At 73.6% G+C, this 20,755-nt stretch carries 19 protein-coding genes and 1 pseudogene; 9 read left to right on the top strand and 11 right to left on the bottom strand.

The window, feature by feature from the left end; genetic code table 11:
* Window positions 1–3: 3 nt before the first annotated feature.
* Both AB0D10_RS32150 and AB0D10_RS32145 read right to left on the bottom strand, forming a co-directional pair.
* Entirely contained in the window at window positions 4–510 is a 507-nt protein-coding gene (locus AB0D10_RS32150) for a SigE family RNA polymerase sigma factor (protein WP_360262484.1), read from the bottom strand.
* 322 nt (window positions 511–832) lie between these two features.
* The gene (locus AB0D10_RS32145) at window positions 833–1,825 is read right to left on the bottom strand and encodes a helix-turn-helix domain-containing protein (protein ID WP_360262483.1); all 993 of its coding nucleotides are present in this window, start codon (window positions 1,823–1,825) and stop codon (window positions 833–835) included.
* A gap of 52 nt (window positions 1,826–1,877) precedes the next feature.
* Between AB0D10_RS32145 and AB0D10_RS32140 the strand changes: the two genes are divergently transcribed.
* Window positions 1,878–2,273, top strand: coding sequence for a cupin domain-containing protein (locus tag AB0D10_RS32140; protein WP_360262482.1), 396 nt, complete (start codon window positions 1,878–1,880; stop codon window positions 2,271–2,273).
* A 161-nt stretch (window positions 2,274–2,434) separates the two neighbouring features.
* Here the strand turns inward: AB0D10_RS32140 and AB0D10_RS32135 are convergent, their stop codons facing one another.
* Window positions 2,435–3,178 (bottom strand): dienelactone hydrolase family protein, encoded by a 744-nt coding sequence (locus AB0D10_RS32135; protein WP_360262507.1) that lies wholly within the window; start codon window positions 3,176–3,178, stop codon window positions 2,435–2,437.
* Between the two features lie 109 nt (window positions 3,179–3,287).
* On the opposite strand from AB0D10_RS32135, the gene AB0D10_RS32130 reads away from it, so the two are divergent.
* Window positions 3,288–3,821, top strand: coding sequence for a MarR family transcriptional regulator (locus tag AB0D10_RS32130; protein WP_360262481.1), 534 nt, complete (start codon window positions 3,288–3,290; stop codon window positions 3,819–3,821).
* Between the two features lie 47 nt (window positions 3,822–3,868).
* A complete protein-coding gene (locus AB0D10_RS32125; protein WP_360262480.1) occupies window positions 3,869–4,114 on the top strand; it encodes a hypothetical protein in 246 nt (81 codons plus the stop codon).
* Window positions 4,115–4,217: 103 nt separating this feature from the next.
* Here AB0D10_RS32125 and AB0D10_RS32120 read toward each other — a convergent pair whose 3' ends face one another.
* Window positions 4,218–4,826: a L,D-transpeptidase gene (locus AB0D10_RS32120; protein ID WP_360262479.1), complete on the bottom strand. Its 609-nt coding sequence runs from the start codon at window positions 4,824–4,826 to the stop codon at window positions 4,218–4,220.
* 266 nt (window positions 4,827–5,092) lie between these two features.
* Here AB0D10_RS32120 and AB0D10_RS32115 point away from each other — a divergent pair, with 266 nt between their 5' ends.
* Together AB0D10_RS32115 and AB0D10_RS32110 are read left to right on the top strand one after the other, a co-directional pair.
* Entirely contained in the window at window positions 5,093–6,271 is a 1,179-nt protein-coding gene (locus AB0D10_RS32115; RefSeq protein ID WP_360262478.1) for a hypothetical protein, read from the top strand.
* 531 nt (window positions 6,272–6,802) lie between these two features.
* A pseudogene (locus tag AB0D10_RS32110) lies at window positions 6,803–7,267 on the top strand (maleylpyruvate isomerase N-terminal domain-containing protein); the annotation flags it as partial.
* Between the two features lie 86 nt (window positions 7,268–7,353).
* On the opposite strand, the gene AB0D10_RS32105 reads toward AB0D10_RS32110, so the two are convergent.
* Both AB0D10_RS32105 and AB0D10_RS32100 read right to left on the bottom strand, forming a co-directional pair.
* Window positions 7,354–7,779, bottom strand: a complete 426-nt coding sequence (locus AB0D10_RS32105) for a hypothetical protein (RefSeq protein ID WP_360262477.1) — start codon at window positions 7,777–7,779, stop codon at window positions 7,354–7,356.
* 314 nt (window positions 7,780–8,093) lie between these two features.
* The gene (locus AB0D10_RS32100; protein ID WP_360262476.1) at window positions 8,094–8,531 is read right to left on the bottom strand and encodes a hypothetical protein; all 438 of its coding nucleotides are present in this window, start codon (window positions 8,529–8,531) and stop codon (window positions 8,094–8,096) included.
* Between the two features lie 120 nt (window positions 8,532–8,651).
* On the opposite strand from AB0D10_RS32100, the gene AB0D10_RS32095 reads away from it, so the two are divergent.
* Window positions 8,652–8,801 (top strand): hypothetical protein, encoded by a 150-nt coding sequence (locus tag AB0D10_RS32095; protein ID WP_360262475.1) that lies wholly within the window; start codon window positions 8,652–8,654, stop codon window positions 8,799–8,801.
* Between the two features lie 97 nt (window positions 8,802–8,898).
* Here AB0D10_RS32095 and AB0D10_RS32090 read toward each other — a convergent pair whose 3' ends face one another.
* The 3 genes from AB0D10_RS32090 to AB0D10_RS32080 form a co-directional block, all read right to left on the bottom strand.
* The gene (locus AB0D10_RS32090) at window positions 8,899–9,585 is read right to left on the bottom strand and encodes a hypothetical protein (RefSeq protein ID WP_360262474.1); all 687 of its coding nucleotides are present in this window, start codon (window positions 9,583–9,585) and stop codon (window positions 8,899–8,901) included.
* Between the two features lie 167 nt (window positions 9,586–9,752).
* Window positions 9,753–10,268, bottom strand: coding sequence for a hypothetical protein (locus tag AB0D10_RS32085; protein ID WP_360262473.1), 516 nt, complete (start codon window positions 10,266–10,268; stop codon window positions 9,753–9,755).
* A gap of 422 nt (window positions 10,269–10,690) precedes the next feature.
* The gene (locus AB0D10_RS32080) at window positions 10,691–13,822 is read right to left on the bottom strand and encodes a BTAD domain-containing putative transcriptional regulator (protein WP_360262472.1); all 3,132 of its coding nucleotides are present in this window, start codon (window positions 13,820–13,822) and stop codon (window positions 10,691–10,693) included.
* 438 nt (window positions 13,823–14,260) lie between these two features.
* Here AB0D10_RS32080 and AB0D10_RS32075 point away from each other — a divergent pair, with 438 nt between their 5' ends.
* Entirely contained in the window at window positions 14,261–14,851 is a 591-nt protein-coding gene (locus tag AB0D10_RS32075; RefSeq protein WP_360262471.1) for a hypothetical protein, read from the top strand.
* A 1,364-nt stretch (window positions 14,852–16,215) separates the two neighbouring features.
* On the opposite strand, the gene AB0D10_RS32070 is transcribed toward AB0D10_RS32075, so the two are convergent.
* Complete coding sequence (locus AB0D10_RS32070; protein ID WP_360262470.1) at window positions 16,216–17,166, bottom strand: hypothetical protein; 951 nt, start codon at window positions 17,164–17,166, stop codon at window positions 16,216–16,218.
* Window positions 17,167–17,441: 275 nt separating this feature from the next.
* Here AB0D10_RS32070 and AB0D10_RS32065 point away from each other — a divergent pair, with 275 nt between their 5' ends.
* Entirely contained in the window at window positions 17,442–18,347 is a 906-nt protein-coding gene (locus tag AB0D10_RS32065) for a hypothetical protein (RefSeq protein ID WP_360262469.1), read from the top strand.
* 363 nt (window positions 18,348–18,710) lie between these two features.
* Complete coding sequence (locus tag AB0D10_RS32060) at window positions 18,711–19,373, top strand: SGNH/GDSL hydrolase family protein (RefSeq protein ID WP_360262468.1); 663 nt, start codon at window positions 18,711–18,713, stop codon at window positions 19,371–19,373.
* On the opposite strand, the gene AB0D10_RS32055 is transcribed toward AB0D10_RS32060, so the two are convergent.
* Entirely contained in the window at window positions 19,331–19,588 is a 258-nt protein-coding gene (locus AB0D10_RS32055) for a hypothetical protein (protein ID WP_360262467.1), read from the bottom strand. The genes AB0D10_RS32060 and AB0D10_RS32055 overlap by 43 nt on opposite strands.
* Between the last annotated feature and the right edge of the window lie 1,167 nt (window positions 19,589–20,755).

Genomic DNA, 20,755 nt, shown 5'->3' with positions numbered 1-20,755 from the left:
TGCTCAGTGCGGAACCAGGTCCGACAGGCTGTCACCGAGCAGCGCACGCACCCTGCCGAGTGCCCGGGTGCCCTGGGAACGGACCGCGCTGCTGCTCAGCTTCAGCATCTGCGCGGTCTCCTCGATGCTGCGGTCCTCCCAGTAGCGCAGCAGGAGCACCGCCCGGTCGCGGGGCGGGAGTTGACCGAGCGCGTCCAGCAGCGTGAGTCGCAGCGCGGTGTCCGGCCCGGCCGCCGCCCCGTCGGGCAGGTTCCCGACCGGGCGCTCCGTGCTGCTGCGCCGACGCCGCAGACTGAGGAAGGTGCGGACCAGCACCGTCTGCGCGTAGGCCGCCGGGTTGTCCGCACCGGCCACCCGCTTCCAGTGCACGTACACCCGGCCGAGGGTCTCCTGGACCAGGTCCTCGGCCAGGTGCGCGTCACCCGCCGCGAGGACGTACGCCGAGCGGTACAGCGCCTTCCCCCTCGCGGCCACGAACTCCACGTACTCGTTCTCCCGTGCAGACTTCACTCGGTCCCCGCCCGTTCCCTCGTCTCGCGATCCCCGTGCATACCCCTCATGACTACGCGGGCCGCCAGGATGTCGCGCGGCGCGGGAGATTTTCCCGGGGAAACCCCGCCCGCCGCCCGCGCACATCCGCCGGGCGCCCTCCACGAGCGGCCCGGCCGCTGATCCGAGACCGGTTCACCGTTCACGAAGCCGCTGCCGGGATTGACCTCCCCGCGCAGGTGCGACGCCTCGACGGCGCGCTCCGGGCGTTGTGCCTCGTGCGGAACGCCCCAGGTCTCGCACGACTTCCGGTGCCGCGGCCGCCGGCCGGCCCGGGCGTGCGTCAGTCGGCCTCGGGCCCGAAGCGGCGCCGGTACGCGGTCGGGGTGATGCCCGTCCCGCGGCGCATCAGCGCCCGCAGGTTGGCGGCGGTGCCGAGGCCGCTGCGGCGGGCGACGACCTCGAAGCGGCTCTCGCCCCGTTCGATGAGCCAGCAGGCCAGGGTGAGCCGTTCGGCGGTGAGCCACGCCAGCGGGGTCGTTCCCAGCTGTGCCCGGAAGCGGCGGTGCAGTGTGGCCGGGCTGACCGCCGCCCGTTCCGCGAGGTCCGACACTGTCAGGGGCGCGTCGAGCCGTTCCTGTGCCCAGGCGAGGACCGGGGCGAGGGACTCGTCGGGCAGGTCGGGCATGGGTCGCTCGACGAACTGGCGTTGTCCGCCGTCCCGGTGCGCCGCGAAGACCAGCCGTCGGCTGACGGAGTTGGCGACCTCCGCGCCGTGGTCGCGGCGGACCACGTGCAGCCCGAGGTCGAGTGCGGCGGCGCTCCCGGCGGCGGTGAGGATGTCGCCGTCGTCCACGAACAGCACGTCCGTTTCGAGGTGGACGGAGGGGAACCGGGCCCGGAAGGAGTCCGCCCACTGCCAGTGCGCGGTGGCCCTGCGCCCGTCGAGGACGCCGGCCTCGGCCAGGGTGAAGGCCCCGCTGCAGAAGCCCATCAGGCGTGCCCCGCGCGCGTGCGCCCGCCGGACGGCGTCCAGCACCGCGCGGCGGCGGGGCACCTCGGGGTCGGGACGGTTGGGGACGATCAGGGTGTCCGCGGTGTCGGCCGCCTCCAGGCCCGCGACCCCGGTGAGCGTGAAGAACCCGTCGCGCATCAGGGTGCGCGGTTCGGGGGAGCACAGCCCGAAGTCGTAGAGGTCGCGCCCGATCTCCGGTCTGCGCAGGCCGAAGACCTCGGTCGCGCAGCCCAGCTCGAAGGGGTTGGAGTTCTCGTCCACGATCACGACCACCCGGTGGACACCCGCCGCGCGCACGTGCTGCGAGGATTCTTTCGTCATGTGCGATTCCTAGCACTCACGCCGGTCGGGCGTCGCGGCGCAGGATGGGCCCATGAGCAACCGACCCGTCTCCCTGCACACGGCGCTGGCCTCCTTCGACGCCCTGTGGAGCCCGCGCATCGTGACGCGCGTCAACGACTACGACGTCCGCGTCGCCAAGGTCGAGGGCGAGCACCTCTGGCACGCCCACGACACCACCGACGAGTTCTTCCTGGTCCTCGACGGGGAACTGCACATCGCCCTGCGTGAGCCCGCCGGCGAGCGCACGGTCGTGCTGCCGCGAGGGGCGGTCTTCACCGTCCCCCGCGGCACGGAGCACAAGCCGTCCGCGCCGACCGGCGCCGCGATCCTCATGTTCGAGCCGACCGGCACGCCCACCGTGGGCGACCGCCACGACGAGGTCCCCGCCCACGTGGACGCGACGACGGGGCACGCCCTCGACGCCTGACCGCGCACGCCCTCGCCGCCCGAGCGGTGCGGGGCGGTGAGGTAGGGACCGGTCGACGTCAGGCGGGCAGGTACGCCGAGTACAGCACGCTCGACTTCGGTTCGAGGGAGCCGCCGAGCAGTGCGGTCGCCGTCGCTTCGGCGTGCGGGCCGGCGCGGATGTCAGCCCGTGGTGAGCGTGCGGCCGAGGAGGGGCAGCAGCCGGTCCCAGTGGAGCTGCAGCGCGGCGGGGTCGAAGGCGTCGGTGTCGGACATGGTGAAGCCGTGCACGGTGCCGGGGTAGATCTCGGAGGTGTAGCCGACACCGGCGGCGTCCAGGGCCCGGTCGAGTTCGCCGAGGTCCTCGGGCGTCAGGTCGGATTCGGCGTGGCCGAGGTGGACCTCGGCGGTGAGCGTGGAGAGGAGGCGCTGCCGGTCCGGCCCGTCCGCGCCCACGGGGCCGTGGAATCCGGCGACGGCGGCCACTCGGCCCGGGTGGGCCGCGGCGGTGCGCAGCGCCAGGAGGCCGCCGATGCAGTAGCCGGTCACCGCGACCGGTCCGGCGCTGACCTCGGGCCGGCCGGTGAGGAACGCGAGGTAGGCCTCGGCGTCGCTCAGGACGCGTTCGGTGGTGTGCGCCCTGATCAAGGGCATCACCTGGGCGACGAGCGCGGGCCGGGCGTCTTCCCCGATGTGCGCGGGGAGGTCGACCACCGGTGTCGGACCGTGCCGGTGGAAGAAGTTGGGGACGAGCACGTAGTACCCGTGCCCGGCCAGTTCGCGGGCGATCTCGCACAGCGCGGGCCTGATGCCGAAGGCGTCCCCGTACATCAGCACCCCCGGGTGGCGCCCGCCGTCGTCGGGGAAGGCGGCGAAGGCGTCGGCCTGGCCGTCCTCGGTGGGGATCTGCAGCGTCGTGGTGGGAATGGCGGCTCTTCCTTCTCTCACGTTCTCAACAAACGTTCGTCTCACTAACGATTTGGCACGAGCGAACGTACATCGTTAGTCTCACTAACGCAATGGAGAGGAGGGTCCCATGAGCAGAGCCGAAACCCCGGATCCGCCCGAGAACGCCGCGCCCGAGGACGGGGCGCCGGACGACGGCGCCCCCGAGACCCCCGACCGGCTGCGCCGTCGGGCGAGCCGCCTGCTGTCACAGCTCACCACGCAGTCGGACCGCCTGATCAACGAGGGCCTGGCCCGGGTCGACGCCCGCAAGTGGCACTACGCCGTGCTCGCCTCCCTGCAGGAGTACGGGCCCGGCAGCCAGGCCACGCTGAGCCGGCGGTCCGGCATCCACCGCAGCGACATGGTCGGCGTCCTCAACGAACTGGCCGAACGCGACCTCGTCGAACGGGTGCCGGACCCCGACGACCGGCGCCGCAACATGATCACGATCTCCGCCCGGGGCCGGCGTCACCTGCAGCACCTCGACGAGGTCCTGGACGACCTCCACGACGACCTGCTCGCGCCACTGAACCCGGCCGAACGCGACCAGTTCACCCAGTTGCTCACCCGCCTGCTGGACCACCACACCCGGACCGCCCGAACCGCGCGGTCCGCGCCGTGACGGTGGTGCACGATGGGGTTGACCGCGTACCGATCAAAGGAAGCCTCGTGGTCGACCCCGCGCTCAAGCATGCCCTGCGCCACCTCCGGTTCGTGAAGTCGCAGCAGCCACCCGACGCCGACTCCGTCGAGTTCGCCGACTGGCGCGAGAGCATCGCCGGGGCCTTGGAGGCGTCGGCCCGTGCGCTGGTCTTCGAGGAGGACCGGGCCAGAGCCGGAGCAGAGGCAACAGCGGCGCGAGAGCAGGCCGCAGAGGTCCGGCGCCGGGCTGGGATCAGGGCCGACGCGCGCTGACACTGCGGGCGGCCGTCCGGAGCCGCGGGGCGACAGGCCGGCGGGCCGCGCGTCGGCCGGAAGATGTCTCCCGGCCGACGCGCGGCCCGCGATGGTGGACGGATCAGCCGCTGACCTCCAGGGTGGTGGGCCAGCCCCGGTCGTCCAGCTTGGTGAACAGCGCCTTGATGTGGTCGGGGTTCAGCTTGATGCAGCCGTAGGAGCGGTAGTCGGAGTCGCCGTCCCAGCGCGTGGCCTCGGTGGTGCCCTGGTTGCCGTCCGCCCTCATCTCGCTGTGGATGAAGAGGTCGGACCGCAGGGTGCCGTCGGAGCACTTCTTGTCGGCGAGGGCGATGGCGAAGCCCTTGATGGTGCGGTCGCGGTGGCGCTCGTGGCCCTCGATCCGGTAGGTCCCGTCGGGCAGCCAGCCCTTGTTGGTCCGGCAGCTGTCGCGGCCCTCGGCGCTCGCGCCGAGGCCGGAACCGGCCCGGTAGGAGGCGATGGTTTCGCCGCCGACACGGACCGAGAGGGTGGAGCGGTCGGGGTGCTCGTGGTTCTTGACGAAGACCAGCCGGACACCGTTGTCCGCCGTCCGGGCCGCCGCCTGCGTCGTCGCCTGCGCCGCGGGCGCGGTGCCGGCCGCGAGCGCGGCCGTGAGGCCGGCGGCGAGCAGCAGCGGGGTGAGGGCCTGCCGGGGGGTGCCGCGGTGGGAGCGCGAGTGGTTCGTCCGCATGTCCTGCTCCTGTTCCTGTACCTGCTCTTGCTTCTTGTTTCGTCCTGCGTCCTGCGTCGGGGCGACGGGCCGTGGTGTGCCCTGGCACGGAGGGCGCGGTGCGCCGTGTACGGCGGGCCGGTTCCGGCGCCGTCACCGAGCCTCCCGGCCAGTGGGGTTGACCGTCCATCAGGTGCGGAACAGTGGAACTTGCACTCTGTCTTGCACCGCGCTGACCTGCACGTGAGCGGCGCGCGGTGCAGGCCGAACCACCCGGGAGGACGCCTGTGGAGCAGCGGGAGAAGGCTTTCGAGGAGGCTGCGGGCGCGTTCGCCCGGGCCCTGGACGAGTGGGCCCGGTGCCTGGCGGAGGTCACCGACGGCGCTCAGCGGCCGTCGCGCAAGGTCCTGGTGCGCCGGCTGCAGCTGGCGGGGCACCGGATCGACGAGCCGCTGCTGTCCTACTGGCTGAAGGGGCACCGGCAACTCCTCGTCGCGAAGGCCAACCGGGTGCCCTCACCGGCCGACTCGGCCGCGCTCGCCCAGGTGCTGCGTCCGGACGCCGCCACGACGGCCGACCTGCTGATCGGGCACGGCGAGGAGATCGCCGCGCTTCGCGCCCGGCTGGTGGAGTTCGGCGGCGCGGGGTGGCGACGGAAGGTGGTCGCCCACCTCGGCGACGCCGACGGCGGGGACGCGGACGAAAGCGCAGACGCGCACGACAGCGCGGACGCAGACGACAGCGCGGACACGGACACGGAAGCGACCCCGAGCGCGCGCATCACGAGCGGCACCGTCGAGGGGCTTGCGACGGCGCACACCATGGACGCGCGCCTCCACCGCGCCACCGTACGCCGGTGGTTGCCCGCGACCGCGGCCGTCCTGGTCGCGGCCGCCGTCCCGCCGTTGTTCCTCCTGTCGGAGCGCGGCGGAACCGGCACGGACCGGGCGACGTCGGCACCACCGCCGCAACCGCCGGCCGCGAGCGTCCCGGCGGACCTGTCGACAGCTGCCCCGGAGCGTCCGGATCTGCCGCTGTTCTCCCCGGCCGCCGGGGCACGGACCGAGATCGGCGGCAATCACCGCTGCGGGCGGGTCCGGTACGTCAACGGTCTCGCGTGGACGCCGTGCACCCGGGTGGACGAGTCCGGCCTGAGCTTCGCGGTCCTGTTGACCAACACCGGTCCCGCGGCGGTGACGGTACGGGCCAAGGTCGGCTGGGTGCGCGCCCGCGACATCCACCCGTGCCCCGGGTCCTGGGGCACGGGTGTGCGGGTCGTGGTGGCGCCCGGCCAGTCGTTGCTGAGCCCCCCGGAGCAGTGCGTCCATCCGCTGCTCCCGGCGACCGCGTTCCAGGCACGGGCCGAGGTCGGCGAGCCGGACGACGTGTCCGTCTACCGCGAGATGTCGATGACGGTCCACATCCAGCCCGACGGCCGCAGGGCGATCTGGGCCGACGAGGCCTGAGGACCGACCGGATCCGGAGGAGACGAGCCGGTGGTCGTCGGGGCAGTCCTCGTGGGTGTGCCGGACGAAGCCGGTGATCACAGCTACCTTGGCGCTGTTCACTCGACGTCGGAGGTTCGCAGCATGGCTCCGGCGAACAAGGACGGCATCGTCTCCGTCACAGGAACCGCTGTCGAGATCTTCACGGACCGCGACGTCAAGGGCGTCGGCCTCGTGCTCCACGACGGCAACGACGACCCGGAGACCGACGGCGGCTCGGTGGGCTCCACGGGAGCACCGCGTACGTCGGAGACGAGTTCGACGACACCGTCTCATCGCTCAAGGTCCGGTCGGAGCACGGTCCCCCTTGGTGGTCGACGAGACGATCAACGGATCGCGCTTTCAACTCGTGGGGCTGCAGCAGCAGAACTCCCTGAGGGTGGATCTCTGGCCGGATGCGGTGACCGAGTCACCACGGCTGCGGCTCGGTCGGGCCCGGCCGAGCCGCGCGCCGTCCTCACCACCGACCGCTCGACCGCGTTCCGCGCCGCGATCGCGTCCGCCCCCGACCTTGACGTCCAGGTCCCGTCCTGCCCGGACTGGACGCTGCGCGAACTGGTGCAGCACCTCGGCGACGGCCGCCGCCGCCAGGCCGCCATCGTCGCGGCGGGCCCGGACGCTGAGCCCCCGGCGAGGACGGACCCGAAAGGCGCCCCGACCGCGCCCCGCGACCGCGAAGCCCTGGACGCCTGGCTCGCCGAGTCGACCGAGCTCATGCTCGACGCGATGCGCGATGCGCGAGGCCGGCCCGGACCGCGGCTGCTGGACCTGGTGGGGCCGCTCGCAGGCCCCGGAGACCAGCGGAGCCGTGGCCCGGCACCAGATCCAGGAGATCGCCGTCCACACCTACGACGCCCAGCCCACCCAGGGGGCCGCACAGCCGCTGCCGACGGACGTCGCGGTCGAGGGCGTCGACGAGTTCCTGACGACCGTCTCGCGACGACCGTCCCCTGGCCGTCCGCCGCGGCGGACGCCCCCTTCTCCGTGTGCCCATGGCCCATGGCCCATGGGCTGATGGGCTGATGGGCTGATGGGCTGATGGGTCAGCGCACGGTGACGGTGAAGACCGGGGAGGCGGTGCTCCCGCTGATGATGCGCAGCTCGTTCAGGCCCTTGAGGCCGAGCTTCACACCGAGCGAGTAGGAACCGGTGCGGGTGGTGTGGACAGAGGCGGGCAGCGTGACCCAGGCGCCGTGCTGCTTCTGCTGCAGGGTCACGGTGTTGCCCGCCTTGAGGCCGGTGGTGGTGCCGGTGACACGGAACAGCTGCCACGCCTGGACGGAGGACACCGACGGCTTGGCGGTGATCCCGGCCTGCGCAGCGTCCGCCTGCACGACGGCCGCGGGCTGGGCGGCGCTGGTGGTGGCGACGGGGGTGGCGGCCACGGCGGTGCCCGCCAGCCCGAGGGAGAGCACGGCGAGGGTGGTCACGGCGGCCAGGCGCAGGTGGTTCCGCTTGGAGGCGATCACGGGTGCACCCCTTTCGAGGGGAGGTGGTTGTTCGGCCCGAAGGCGTCGATGCCGCGGTTCGGGCTCGGCCACCCATAGAGACGCCATGTACCGGACATCAGTTGTCGACGGATCGTCACCAACGTGTAACAGTCGGCGATCATGCGGGGCAGGGACGTCATGCCCCCGTTTCACCCCGACACGCTGGCGTGACGGCCCCTCACCGCGCCGCGTCCCAGGCGGTGACGGTCAACCGGAAGGCACCGATGCCGGAGGGAACCGCCGTGGTCGTCACAAGGACCGAACGGCCAGGGCCAGATCACCGCAGGCCCTTCTCAGTCGCCGCTCCGCAGCTCGTCCAGCCCTGCTGCGAAGACCGGGAGGACGTACTGCTCCGTACCGTGCCCCGGCATCTCGATCTTCTTGAGCTGCCCGCCGACGACATGGGACACCACCGGTACGGGCAGGGCCTCCGGCCAGAGGCCTGTTCGCTTGCCCTCCGAGAGCACCCGGCGGAAGGCGCCGGTGGATCCCCGCAGGCTCCGGCCGTTCGCCTTCAGTTGTTCCGCGGCACACTCGCCTTCGCCTTCGACGATCTGGAGCAGGATCTGTTGCGCCCTTGGCGGCAGGCGGTCGTAGTACGAGCGGGCCCGCTCCGGGGTCCAGTGGTCGTCGGCCACCGCGGTCACGACGGCGGCCGGCATGGCGGCGAGGGCGAGCAGCTTCTCCAGCACCTCGGGGGTCGGATTCTCCACGGTGATCGTGATCTTCATGGCGCACACCTTGGCAGCCAGAGATTCTGAGCACAAATAACCACGGCAAACACGCTACAGACGAAGCGCGCCTCACGGCGGGGCACGGACCTCTCCCGGGCCGACGTCAGGGACCCGGCCGTGCTCGCAGGGCTCCCCGCCCTGCGCCGGTATCTCCCGCCCCGGGACGGCGGGAGAGCGGACAGCGGACAACGGGAGAGCGGCGACGGCGCCCACACCCAGCGCGTTCACGCCACCTGGCGCGCCTACCTCGACGCCACCCTCACCTGAGAAGGCGGGCGCCGGGCGACCGATCGACTGCTCCTTGTGAGGTCGGTCGTGGTCTTCGCGGTCGAGGCGTCCGCGAAGACCACGTCAGAAGGCCCGGTCAGTGGACCTCGACCTCGACGGCCGTACGGATCTCCAGGGCACGTCGGGCGAGGTCGTCCAGGCGGGTCACGCCCTGCTCGTCGATGACGCCGCCGACCGTCATTCCGTCCGCCCAGATACAGATCGTCCGGGACGCGGTCGGAGCCGTCAGGACCGCGCAGTCGAGCGCGCCGCCGAGCGGGCCGGCCGGGTAGTCCTTGCGGCCGGTCACGGTCTCATTGATCCGGCTGGACACGTCGGACCCCCAGATCCCGCCGAACTGCCGGTCCAACTCCCCGCGGGCGTCCGGGAAGCTGCCGGTCATCCCGGCCACCAGGAGGGTGCTCCGGCCCGATCCGGCGGGGCCGTAGCCCGCCACCGACACGTCCCGGTAGCGGCTCAACGCCGTCAGGTTCTTCTGCAGGTGGCCGCGTTCGGCCACGACCACCTCGTCGTCCGGCATCCGTTCGTGGTCGCCGATCCGGTCCGCGAGGACGATCCGGTGCGGGGGCGGGGCTCCCGCACCGGTCACGGCGGCCACGGTCAGGGCGGTGACCAGGGCGACGACCACCCCGCCCCCGATCCAGGCCCTGCGGGGCACCGTGCGGTACCAGGGCAGCGGGGCCACCGGCTCCAGGGTGTTGGCCCAGATCGCCTGGAGGCCGCTGCGCTTCTCGGGCGGCTGCTCGGTTTCCATTCCCACCATGTCATCTCATTCATGCAAACAAACGTTCAACGGATTGCCGGATGGTACGTCAGCACTCGAATGATGCGCAGCGCATTTCCGGGCCCGACGGACGTTCACCACCCCCGCTGCCCCGCCGGTCGCTGCCGGTCGCTACTGGTCGCTACCGGTCGAGCGGACGCCACCGGTCAGCCGGTCCCCCCGCCGGTCCCCGACCCGTGCACGGCCTGCTCCCAGAGGTCCAGCCCCGCGCGGAGGAGTTCGCGCACGGCCGCGGTCTCCTCAGCCGTCCACGCGCCCTCGCCGGCGGCCGGTTCGAGCGCTTCACCGCCGAAGACCTTCTCGTAGGCGCTGTCGTGAACCGTTCCCTGCACCGGGAGGGGCGGGCCGTCGCTCAGGCTGCGGGACAGGTCCTCGAAGAAGTTCCACGCTTCCAGCAGCAACCCCGCCGAAGCCGAGCCGAGGTCCGGGTGCTCGACCCACCGCCGTACGACGCCCAGGTCGAGAGTGCCCTCGCCCTCCTGGAGGAGCCTCCAGCCGTTGCGGTCACAGTGTTCCTGCAGCGGCGTGTGCTCGTGGAACGCGAGGAGCCTGCCACGTTCGTCGACGGCGAACTCATCGGAGGCATCGCCCTCTCCAGGCCGCCATATCAGCGTCAGGTCCCCTCTCCTGGTGACGATGCGGTACGGAAAGTGGTCAGCCATGCCGGTCTCCCTGGTGCCGGGCGGCACGTGCCACCTCGGTCGTCCTGCCCGCTCGTGCCCGCCGCGTGGTGCCGTCGGATCCGGTGCAACGGCGGGGTGCCGGGTCTGCGGGTCCGGAAGCCGCCCGGACCCGGGACAGCGGAAGAAGGGGGCGGCACCTCCGGTCGGGTCCGTCCCCTGCGCGGACCCGACCGGCAGCCCCCGAGGGGGCGTGGGTGGGACAGGGACGCGTCGACCGGGCTCTGATCGTGTGCGCCTGTCCTGTGCCGTGGGGGTCGAGCTTAGGGAGGTGCGTCTTACCGATCGCTTACCGGTCGCCTTCTGGCCCCTTCCGGTCACCTCTGGTCGGACGGTCGTCGCCAGGCGTGCGGTGAGTGAGGGCCGAGCAAGCCGGGCGGACCCGGCCCCGGGTGGGAGCGCCGTCAGGTGCCGTACGACGGGGTGTCGCCGGGGCCGGTAGCCGGGGTGTCGCTCAGTTCACGGGCCTCGGCGACCACGCGGCCCGCCGACTCGGGCAGCCCGGCGGCGTCGTAGGCCCGGCCGAGCGCCCGGAGCGCCCTCGCGAGGAAGGAGCGCCAGCCACGGGCGCGCCACACCAGGACCGACTCTTCGAGGTACGCGACGGCCGAGGCGTGGTCGCCCGCCGCGAGGTCGAGTTCGCCGAGGATGCCGAGGGCCTGGGCGAGGTGGTGTCCCAGGTCGAAGCGCCGGGCGATGGCGAGTGCGGCCTCCGCGGTGTCGCGGGCGCGGCCGTCGCCGATGGCCGCGTACAGGGTGGCCAGGTAGAGGAGGGAGAACGCTTCCACGTAGCGGTCGTCGAGGGAGCGGGCCATGGCGAGCGAGCGGGTGAGCAGTTCGTCGCCCCGCTCGACCTGGCCGGCCCGGCCGTGGGCGGCGCCCAGGAACTGGATGGCGGTCGCCTCGAAGCGGGTGTTGCCGATCAGCCGGGCCAGGCGCAACGTTTCGGTCAGGTGGTCGATGGTGCGGTCGAGGTCGGTCTCGCCGTACGCGATGGCGATGATCTGGTGCGCCCGAGCCTGGCCGCCCGGGTGGTCGTGGACGGTGGCGAGGTCCAGAGCGCGGCGGGCCTCGTCCAGGGCTTCCTGCTCGCGGCCTTGGGCCACCAGGCTCCAGGCGGCCAGGACGAGCGCATCGGCGGTCCCGCGCGGCTCCCCCACCTGTTCGAACAGGCGCTGAAGGTGCCGTGCGCGGTCCCCCAGGGAGACCATCGTCTGGGTGCCGTCCGCCAGGTCGACCGTCGGATGGGAGCCGTCGGCCGGGGTGGTCCAGGTCGTCACCTCGATGAGGCCCCGGGTGAGCACGGCCGTGCCCAGGTCGTCGCCGGCCGCCCGGCAGGCCTGGAGGGCGGCCAGGTGCGTGGTGCGCCAGTCGTCGTACAGGCCGCGCACGTCGCAGTACTTCTCCTGGCAGGCGGCGAGGTCCCAGGCCAGCGGCACCATGCGCAGCGCGGCGGCCTGCCGGGCGCTCGCGTTCAGCGCCGGCTGCTCGGCGTCGAACCAGGCCATCGGGTCGTCCAGCAGCGCGGCGGTGACGGCGGACGGCAGCGGGTGGCGCGGGGCGGAGCCGTGGATCGGCGCGAAGCAGGGCCCGGGCACCTGGTCGGCCGCCTGTTCGGCCAGCCGGAGCCAGGCGCCGAAGGCCCGTTCGAGCGCGGCGGTGCGCTCGGTCGGCTCGTCGGCGGCCTCGGCGTGCTCGCGCGCGTACAGCCGGACGAGGTCGTGGAAGCGGTAGCGCAGGTGCGGCTCCGTTCCGTCCTCCTGCAGGAGCTGGGCGTCGATGAGCTCCTCCAGCTGCCGCTCCGCCTGCTCCACCGGGACGCCCGCCATCGCCGCCGCGACCCACGGGGCGAAGTCGGGCGCGTCGAGCAGGCCGAGCAGCCGGAACGTGCGGCGGGTCGGCTCCGACAGCCGGGCGTAGCCGACGGCGAAGCCCGCCCGCACGGCCAGGTTCCCGGCCTCCAGTTCGTCGAGGCGCCGCCGTTCGTCGCGCAGCAGGTGGGCGAGCCGGGCCAGGGTCCAGCGCGGCCGGGCAGCGAGGCGGGCCCCGGCAATGCGGACCGCCAGCGGCATGCCGCCGCACAGCTCGACGATCTGGGCGGCGGCCACCGGCTCGGCGGCGACGCGGTGCTCCCCGAGGATGCGGCGCAGCAGTGTCTGCGCGTGGGGGGCGTCGAGTTCGTGGAGGTCGATGAGGCGGGTGCCGGGAAGGGCGGTGAGCGCGGCACGGCTGGTGACCAGGACGGCCGGGCGGGGAACGGCGGGGCGGGGAACGGCGGAGTGGGAAGCGGCGGAGTGGGAAGCGGCGGAGTGGGAAGCGGCAGAGTGGGGTCCGTCGGCCGGGCAACTGGTCGAAGGCGCCGGTGTGCCCGGGAGCAGCGGTCCGATCTGGCGCTCGTCGGCGGCGTTGTCGAGCAGGACAAGCGTGCGGCGGCCCGCAAGCAGGGTGCGGTACAGGGCCGAGCGTTCGTCCAGCGAGGCCGGGATCTCCCGGGGGTCGGCGCCGAGGGCCCGCAGGAAGGCGGCCAGCACCCGGGCCGGGTCGGCGGGCGACTCGTCCGCCCCGCGCAGGTCCGCGTACAGCCGGCCGTCCGGGTAGTCGGCGGCGGCGCGGTGCGCGACGTGGACGGCCAGCGCCGTCTTGCCGATGCCGCCCATGCCGGCGACGACCGGCACCCGACCGGCCGCCAGGACGTCCAGGACCAGCCGCACCTGCTCCTCACGACCGGTGAAATCCGTGACGTCACGAGGGAGTTGGGAAGGCACTCGGGTCCGCCCCGGGTCCGGTCGGGCACCCTCGCGGTCATGGGCCAGCAGTGCCAGGAAGACACTCTGCACCTGCTCGCCCGGCTCGATCCCCAGCTCCTCGGCCAGCCGTCGGCGCAGCGACTGGAAGCGGCGTAGCGCCTCGGCGGCCCGGCCGTCCGCCGCGAGGAGTTGCAGCAGGACGGCGTGTACGGGCTCGTCGAACGGGTGGTCCTCGGCGAGCGCCGTCAGGGCGTGAACGGCGGTCCGGGCCGCGCCAACGGTCCCACCCGCCCCAGCTGACCCGGCTCCAGCCACGCCGCCGGCCAGGGTGAGGGCCGTGGCACGCACCGCGCCCTCCACCGAGGCCACCAGCGGGTCCGCACGGTTCACCCGCTCCAGCCCCGCCAGCACCGGGCCCCGCCGCAATGCGACCGCCGCCGCCGGGTCCCCGTCGGCGGCGAGCCTGCGGAACCGTCCGAGGTCCACCGTGTCCGGCCCGGTCACCAGCCGGTACCCCTGCGCGTCGGACTCCAGCGCCACCGCCGCGTCCCCGAACCGCCCGAGCCAGGTGCGCAGTCGCGACATCCCGGTGTGCACGGCGCCCCGGCCGACCCGCTCCGACTGTTCCGCCCACACGAGGTCCAGCAGCCGCCCCACGGGCAGCCGCTCGCCCTCCGCCAGCAGCAGGGCCCCCAACAGCCCCCGCAACACCGTGGCCCTCGGCAGCACCTGCGGCTCGCCGTCCACGGCGACCGTCAGGGGACCCAGCAGCCCGAACGTCATCCTCATCCGCTTCAGCCCCCAGAAGTCACGACGGCGCCGAGGCCCGGCCGCGCCGCCCGGCCGTACCGCCCGACGGGGCGGCGGCCACCGGCCGCGGCACGACCACGACACTAGTACGGGCACCGAGCACCGGTGTCCACCGGGCCCGCGCACTGCCCGGTGCGGCCTCCGTCCCGCCCCGGGCACCGAAGCACCGGGCTGCCGTGGTCACGGAAGGGCACGGACAAGCGGGCGCCGATGTGGTACCCAGGTGAACGCGCATGATCACTCCATGCGGACAGGCTGGACCGAAGGGGGACATCGGTGAGCGCGCCGACCACACCAGAGCGACCGTCAGATCGGACGTCCGAGCGACCGTCGGATCAGACGTCGGAGCGACCGTCGGAGCGGCCCGCACCGGCGGGCGTCGTTCCCCCGCAACCGTCGAGGCCTCCCGGAGTCCCGGTGCCGCACCACCCCGGCACGCCCCGGTTCGACCTCCAGGGCTGGGGGACGATGATCACCGCGCTCGTGGGCGTCGCCACCCTCGGCGCGGGCTTCGCCGGAGGCTTCTTCACCCAGTCCCAGGTCAGCGGCTCGGATGCCCGACCACAGCCGGCGGTGACCGTCACCGTCCCCGGCCCCACGGTGACCGTGCCCGGTCCCACCGTCACCCTGCCCGCGGCCGGCGGCCCGGCGGTCTCCCCCTCCCTGAACACGCTGCCGACCGGCGTGGCGGCCGGCAGTCCGCCCCCGACGGCTGTACGCGTGCTGACCGCAGCCCCCGACGGCGGCCGCGGCGGGACGAGGACGGTGCTCACGGGCAAGGGCTTCCCACCGAACGAGATCGTCCGGGTCTCGTTCGTCGTCAAGGGCGACCTGGGTGAGGACTACCGGGTCCGCGACCTGCGCGACACCCTGACGGACGGCGCCGGTGCGTTCTCCGTCGAGGTGGTGATCCCGTCCGACCTGAACGGCGACGCGAACCTGAACAGCTACCTGAGGGCCCGGACGTCCACGACGAAGACCGAGACGATCTTCGACCTGACCGTCTGACCGGGCCGAGTGGCCGGGTGGCCGAGTGCCCGTCGGAGCCTGTGCCCCACCGGGTCCTGCCGCCCGGACCGCACATCGGCCCCGTGCGGCACCGCCGCAGCAGCCGGAGCGACGGGGAACTCACGAGTGCGGACCCCAGCATCGATCCGCCGTCGAGCCGCAAGGTGCTCGACGTGGTCCGACCGCCGACCGCGCCGACCGCCCCGGGGGAGACGGACGCCACGGGCACCGATCCGACGGTGTGCTCCGACGCGCAAGCGCTCCGGACCCGAGCGGGAACCGCTGAGCGCAGTTCACCCTCCACGAGGCGGCCCTGACCGCCCCGTACACGGCGGACGACGGGGGCACGCCCCGGCATTCGCCGGCCGGGGCGCAGAGTTTGCTGCAGCGCGTACCGCTCGGCCCGTGCCCGGCTCCGGTCTCCGGGACCGGGTTCCTCGTCGGGCCCCGGCCTGGTCGCGATCGTCGGGCGCAGTCCGGAAGGCGAGAACGCCGGCGAGGTCCGGGCCGGCCCCCGCCACCGCAACGCGCTGCGGCCGCTCGCCGGGCTCGACCTCGGTTGGCGGCGCTTCGACGGGTGAGCGACGGGTGAGCGATGAGCGGGGCCGAACCCGAACCGCCGACAGGCCGTGGCGAGGTGGGTCAGTCGGCTCCGGGCTCAGCCGGGTTCGCGGGGGATCCGGGCGACGGCTCACGGCGCAGTCGTGCGGGTCCGCCCGGCTGAGGGCTGTCGGTACGTCCAGCTGCCGGCCCGCTTCGTAGGCCTCGGTGAACGGTTCGTCGCCGAGCAGGGCGCGGCTGCGGGCGGTCAGTGTGCGGATCTGCGGGTCGGTGCGGTCGTGGGCGCCGCGTAGTCTTGCCGCGGCTCCAAGCAGGGTGGCGGTGTCACGGTGCCGCCCGCGGAGTGCGGCGAGGCCGGCGACGCCGACCGCGACCGTCGCCACGATCGGCATGTCGCCGCTGCCGAGCGCCGCCGTGTACGCCCGGCGCAGCGAGCGCTCGGCGGCCGGACCGTCGCCGCGTGCGAGCCGGATGGTGCCCCGCACCGTGCCGATCAGGGCCTGCCCCTGGTCGAGGTCGAACAGGGCCTGCTGCGCGAGCCCGGTCTCGGCCGTGCCGAGCAGGTCCCCGGCCCGGGCCAGGTCCCCGGTCTGCGCCCGGAGGGCGGCTTCCCGGACGGAGAGCAGGACCGCCGTCTCCGGGGACGCCGAGCGCAGCGCGCGCGGCCCGGCCTGCGGCGATCAGCGCGGCTGCCCGGGTGGTGTCACCGAGCCGGGCGTGGAGGTCGACCAGGCGCAGGTCGACGAAGACCTCGTCGCTGAGGCTGAGCGATCCGAACGTGGCGGCCGGCCGTTTGGCCTCGTTCAGGTCGGCCGGCGCGCCGTCGAGGTCGCCGTCGTACTGCCGTAGCAGCGCGCGCAGCGGCAGCGCTTTGGCCAGGCCCCAGCGGTCGCCGGCTCCGGCGAAGCAGTCCAGCGCGGCATCCACGTGCCGCGGGCCTGGTCGAGACGGCCCTCGTTCTCGGCGAACTGGGCCCTGCGCAGGTAGGCCAGGCCGGTCGACCACGTGTCCGGTGTGTCGGCCGACCGCCCGAGGAGGACCGGCGGCAGCTCGGTCCCCAGCAGGAGGGCCAGCCCGGCGGCAGCCAGCACGCCACCGGCACCGGTCGACCCCGGTTCGCGCGGCAACCGGTCGGCGAGTGCCCGCAGCGCATCGCGCTGTTCGTCGCGCTGTTCCTCGCCCCGTTCGTCGCACCGTTCGTCGCACCGTTCCTCGGTCAGGCCGCCGGCGGGCGTGCCGGGGGCGGCGGCGGTAAGTGCCAGCAGCCCCGCGGCGACGGCGCGTTTCGCGCTCGGCCGCGCGACGGGCGACCGGGTCGCCGCGCGGAGCCAGTGGGCCGCGTCGGTGTGACGGCCGAGCATCTGCCAGTACCAGGTCAGGTTCACCGCGAGGTCGACCGCGTCGTCGGAGGCACCGGCAGCGGCACCGTCTGCGGTGTCGCTGCCGTCGCTGCCGTCTGCGGCACACAGGTGGCGCAGAGCCGCGAGCACGTTGTCGTGCTCGGTGCGCAGCACGCGCAGTGCGTCGAGCTGCCGGGGGCCTCGCAGCAGCGGGTCCTGACGGGCGACCAGGTCGGCGAAGTGGCGTGCGGCCCGCTCCCGGGCGTCGGTCAGGGCACCGTGCTCCGCCAGGCGCTCCAGACCGTACGCGCGGATCGTCTCCAGCATCCTGTAGCCGCCGGTGTCCGGCGTGAGCTGCAGCAACGGTCGGTCGACGAGGCCCGCGAGCAGCTCGGGTGCGTCGGCGGCAGGCACGTGTGTCCCGGCGCAGACGGCGGCCGCCGAGACCGCGGTGACGCCACCGGGAAGGACCGAGATGCGTTCCGCGACCGCGCGTGAGTCCGGGTCGAGGAGGTCCCAGCTCCACGCGATGACCGCGCGCAGCGTGCGGTGCCGGGGCCGGGCGGTGCGGCTGCCGGTGGTGAACAGGTGGAAGCGGTCGGACAGCCCGGCGGCCAGGCCTGCGCGAGCGGAAGCGTGCGCAGGCGGGCTGCGGCGAGTTCGAGGGCGAGCGGCATGCCGTCCAGGCTGTGGACGACGCGCAGCACCTCCCCGAGATTGTGCCCGTCGACGGCGAACCCGGGCCGTACGGCGGCCGCCCGTTCGGCGAACAGGCGCACCGACTCCGTACGGTGGGCCTGCTCGATCCCCGGGCGCGGCGCAGGCAGGGCGAGCGGACCGAGCGGGACGAGTGCCTCGCCGTCGACCGCCAGCGGCTCCCGGCTCGTGGCCGGCACCCGCAGCTCGGCGCAGCGGGTCAGCAGGGCCGTGACGAGGTGGGCCACGGCGTCGACCAGGTGCTCGCAGTTGTCGTCCACGAGCAGGCTCTCCCGGCCGTCCAGCTGATCCGCGAGGACGTCCAGCTCACCAGTCCGTTCACCAGTCCGTTCACTGGTCGGCTCACCTGTCGGTTCACCAGCCTGGCCGACGGCCGGGCCACCGGCGGGCCCTCCGGCCAGGCCACCGACCGGGATGCCGACCGGGATGCCGACCGGGGTGCCGCGCAGCCGCGCGGAGGCCTCGAACAGCGCCGGGCCGCGCAGCCCGATCGCGGCCGGCAGCGCGGCACCGACCTCGGTGGACTCGATGACGGAGGCCCGGGCCAGCCGGACCGCGGCCGCGGGCACCACCGCGGCGACGACCACGGGCTCAGTGCCGGGACGGTCACCCCAGAGCGCCACCGCCTCGCCGAGCAGGGCCGCCGCCGCGGCCGGGTCACCTACATCTGCACCGGCGCAGGCACCGTCACCTCCACCGGCACCGACACCTCCAGTTCCACCGGCACGGAGACGGTCACGGCCCTCGGCGGCGAGCCGCTCGAACCGCAGCACGTCCACGTCGGTCGGTTCCACAGCCAGCCGGTAGCCGCCCGCGGGTCGTGCGATGACGCCGGCCGGGCCGAGGGTTCGGCGCAGCCGGGAGACGAGTGCCTGTAGGGCGTGGGCCGGGTCGGCGGCCGGAAGGTCTTCAGGCTCGGCCCAGATCGCGTCGACGAGGCCGCTCCGCTCGACCTCGCGTCCGCCGGCCAGGGCGAGCCGTACGACCAGGGCCCGTAACCGGGCACCCGGTACGGGCAGGGTGGTCCCGCCCCGGGACACCCGGAAGTCGTCGAGCAGCGTGACCCGAAGCCGCCCCTCCCCGTTCATCCCCGGATCTTCGCACGCGCCCGGCCGGCTCCTCACATCAGGTCCCTGGCCGCCCGTCCCCGTGTCAACGCCGTGTGCGCCCCGTGTGAGAGGCCTGCGGCAGGCTCGGTGTTCCCGGCGGGATCCCCCGCCCCCGAAGCACGAGGAGCACACATGACGATCACCCTCTGCCCAGGAAGCACCGTGATGTTCACCGGCGACTCGATCACCGACTGCGGGCGGCTGGAGAGCGAGGACGGCCTCGGCTTCGGCTACCCGCTGCGCATCGCCGACGAGTGGGGCCTCCGGCACCCGGAGCGACCCGTGACCTGGCTGAACACCGGAATCGCCGGCCACAAGGTGATGGACCTGGAAGCCCGGTGGCAGGCCGACGTGCTCGACGCGCGCCCGGACGTGGTGTCGATCCTCGTCGGCGTCAACGACATGGGCTGGCACACCCTCGCCCCGGACGGCCACGTGATCCCCGCGCGGGACTACGCGGCGGGCTACCGCCGGCTGCTCGCGCCACTGGCCGAGGCGGGCACGGAGCTGATCCTCGTCGAGCCGTTCCTCCTCCCGGTCAGTGGCACCGTCGAGGCCGGTCACGCCCTCGTCGACGACGAGGTCCGGAAGGCGTGGCGGTCCGACCTGGACCCGAAGATCCAGGCCGTCCGCGACCTCGCGAAGGAGTACGGCGCGCACCTGCTCGCCGCGGACGTCATGTTCGCCGAACTCGCCGCGGAAAACGGGCCGGAGCACTGGGCGGCGGACGGCGTGCACCCGACGCCGGCCGGTCACGCCGCCCTCGCGGAGGCCTGGCTGCGCCTGGTCGAATGACACCGCGGCGCGCAGGCCCCCGGCGGACAACCGGACGGCAGAACGACCAGGCAGGCTGCCGGCCACTCGGGCGACATGACCTCGTACAGGTTCCCGGTGTCATCGGTGAAGTCCAGGCCGCGGGGGCACAACGGGTGGTCGGTCCGGCTGTTGTCGGGTTCGGCGGGATCGTCGCCGTAGGCCAGGTGGTGGCCGACCGGGTTCTCGACGGACATCAAGTCCAGCGTCAGTGAGTCGTTGACCTGCACCGGGGCGACCCGGCCCCACCGTCCTCCACGGCCAGGGGCGGAGAACTCGATTTTCCGCGGAAAATCCCACGTCACCGCCCCACTCCCTCCGCCCCCACTGTCCCCACGCCCAGCACCGCCTCCGACCCCGCGCCCCTTACACCCGCCGGGGCACCCGGAGCCCACACTCGGCCTCGAAGGTCGTGGCCGTGAACAGGAAGAAGCGCGACGCTTCGTCGAGCACGCCCGGTCCAGAACCCGTCCCAGGTCATCACCGGCGCAGCATCGCATGCACCACTGACATCGACCGGTGCTCCGGAGCGCCAGCAGGCGCCGAGTCACGGACCGCTGTCGGCGATGTACGGGTACCTGCTGGTACCCGTACATCGCCGGCGGAGTGGGCGGCGGGGCCGACAGGGGGTGCGGACGCCCTCGGCGAAGCCGGCCTGGTCGGTCCTCGGGTGCCGGAACAGCAGGCCGGCAGTGGTACCCGACGGTCCAGGTCCTCCGGTAGCTCCACAGCCTCCCCCACAGCGGCAGCTCGAGCAGCTCCCCTCCGTGTCCGGAGGACACGGGCGTCGCCGCGTCGCCCTCCTGTGCGGCCACCGGCCACCGAGTCCAGGAGCCCGGACAGCTCCCGGGGCCGATCACCCGTCGTCAGCACCACATCCAGCCCGACGCCCATCCGCAAGGTCCTTACCACCGAGGAAGACACTGCCGTCGCCCCGGTCGGTCGGGGGAGGCGATCCGTGCCCGCAGGATCCGCGAGCACAACGACCCGGGCGGAAAAAAGTCACGCACGTCCCGCGACGGGTTCGGTCGCTGTCTGCCGGCAGCGACCGGGGATCAGCTACCGAAGGGCAGCGACCGAAGCGGAGGGGACCGGTCCCTCGCGTTCGGTCGCTGGGTTCTCCTCGGCGGCGGAAGGGTCTCGTCCGCGGTGTTCAGGCCTGTCACCTGCGGTGGAGCCTGCCGACGGGGGCGGACGCTCTCCGTCGAGGGAAGTGGCGAAGCAATCCTGGAGGAGAGTCGCTTCGGTCGCTGTCGGCGTCAGATCTCCTACAGGGGACACTCCCGGCAGGGCAGCGGATGGTTCGTCTCGGCACGGTGGTCCGGCTCTCCCCAGTACTCACCCGGGGCTCCGCACGAGCCCGG

This window comes from Kitasatospora sp. NPDC048545 (genome assembly GCF_040651155.1).
GTDB lineage: Bacteria > Actinomycetota > Actinomycetes > Streptomycetales > Streptomycetaceae > Kitasatospora.
This window is presented reverse-complemented; position numbering and strand designations above follow the sequence as displayed.

Coding starts and splice junctions, on each gene's coding strand:
- AB0D10_RS32145 (WP_360262483.1), bottom strand. CDS start 1,825: ATGACGAAAGAATCCTCGCAGCACGTGCGCGCGGCGGGTGTCCACCGG.
- AB0D10_RS32055 (WP_360262467.1), bottom strand. CDS start 19,588: ATGTCCGTCGAGAACCCGGTCGGCCACCACCTGGCCTACGGCGACGAT.
- AB0D10_RS32100 (WP_360262476.1), bottom strand. CDS start 8,531: ATGAAGATCACGATCACCGTGGAGAATCCGACCCCCGAGGTGCTGGAG.
- AB0D10_RS32060 (WP_360262468.1), top strand. CDS start 18,711: ATGACGATCACCCTCTGCCCAGGAAGCACCGTGATGTTCACCGGCGAC.
- AB0D10_RS32085 (WP_360262473.1), bottom strand. CDS start 10,268: ATGGCTGACCACTTTCCGTACCGCATCGTCACCAGGAGAGGGGACCTG.
- AB0D10_RS32140 (WP_360262482.1), top strand. CDS start 1,878: ATGAGCAACCGACCCGTCTCCCTGCACACGGCGCTGGCCTCCTTCGAC.
- AB0D10_RS32080 (WP_360262472.1), bottom strand. CDS start 13,822: ATGAGGATGACGTTCGGGCTGCTGGGTCCCCTGACGGTCGCCGTGGAC.
- AB0D10_RS32130 (WP_360262481.1), top strand. CDS start 3,288: ATGAGCAGAGCCGAAACCCCGGATCCGCCCGAGAACGCCGCGCCCGAG.
- AB0D10_RS32090 (WP_360262474.1), bottom strand. CDS start 9,585: ATGGTGGGAATGGAAACCGAGCAGCCGCCCGAGAAGCGCAGCGGCCTC.
- AB0D10_RS32120 (WP_360262479.1), bottom strand. CDS start 4,826: ATGCGGACGAACCACTCGCGCTCCCACCGCGGCACCCCCCGGCAGGCC.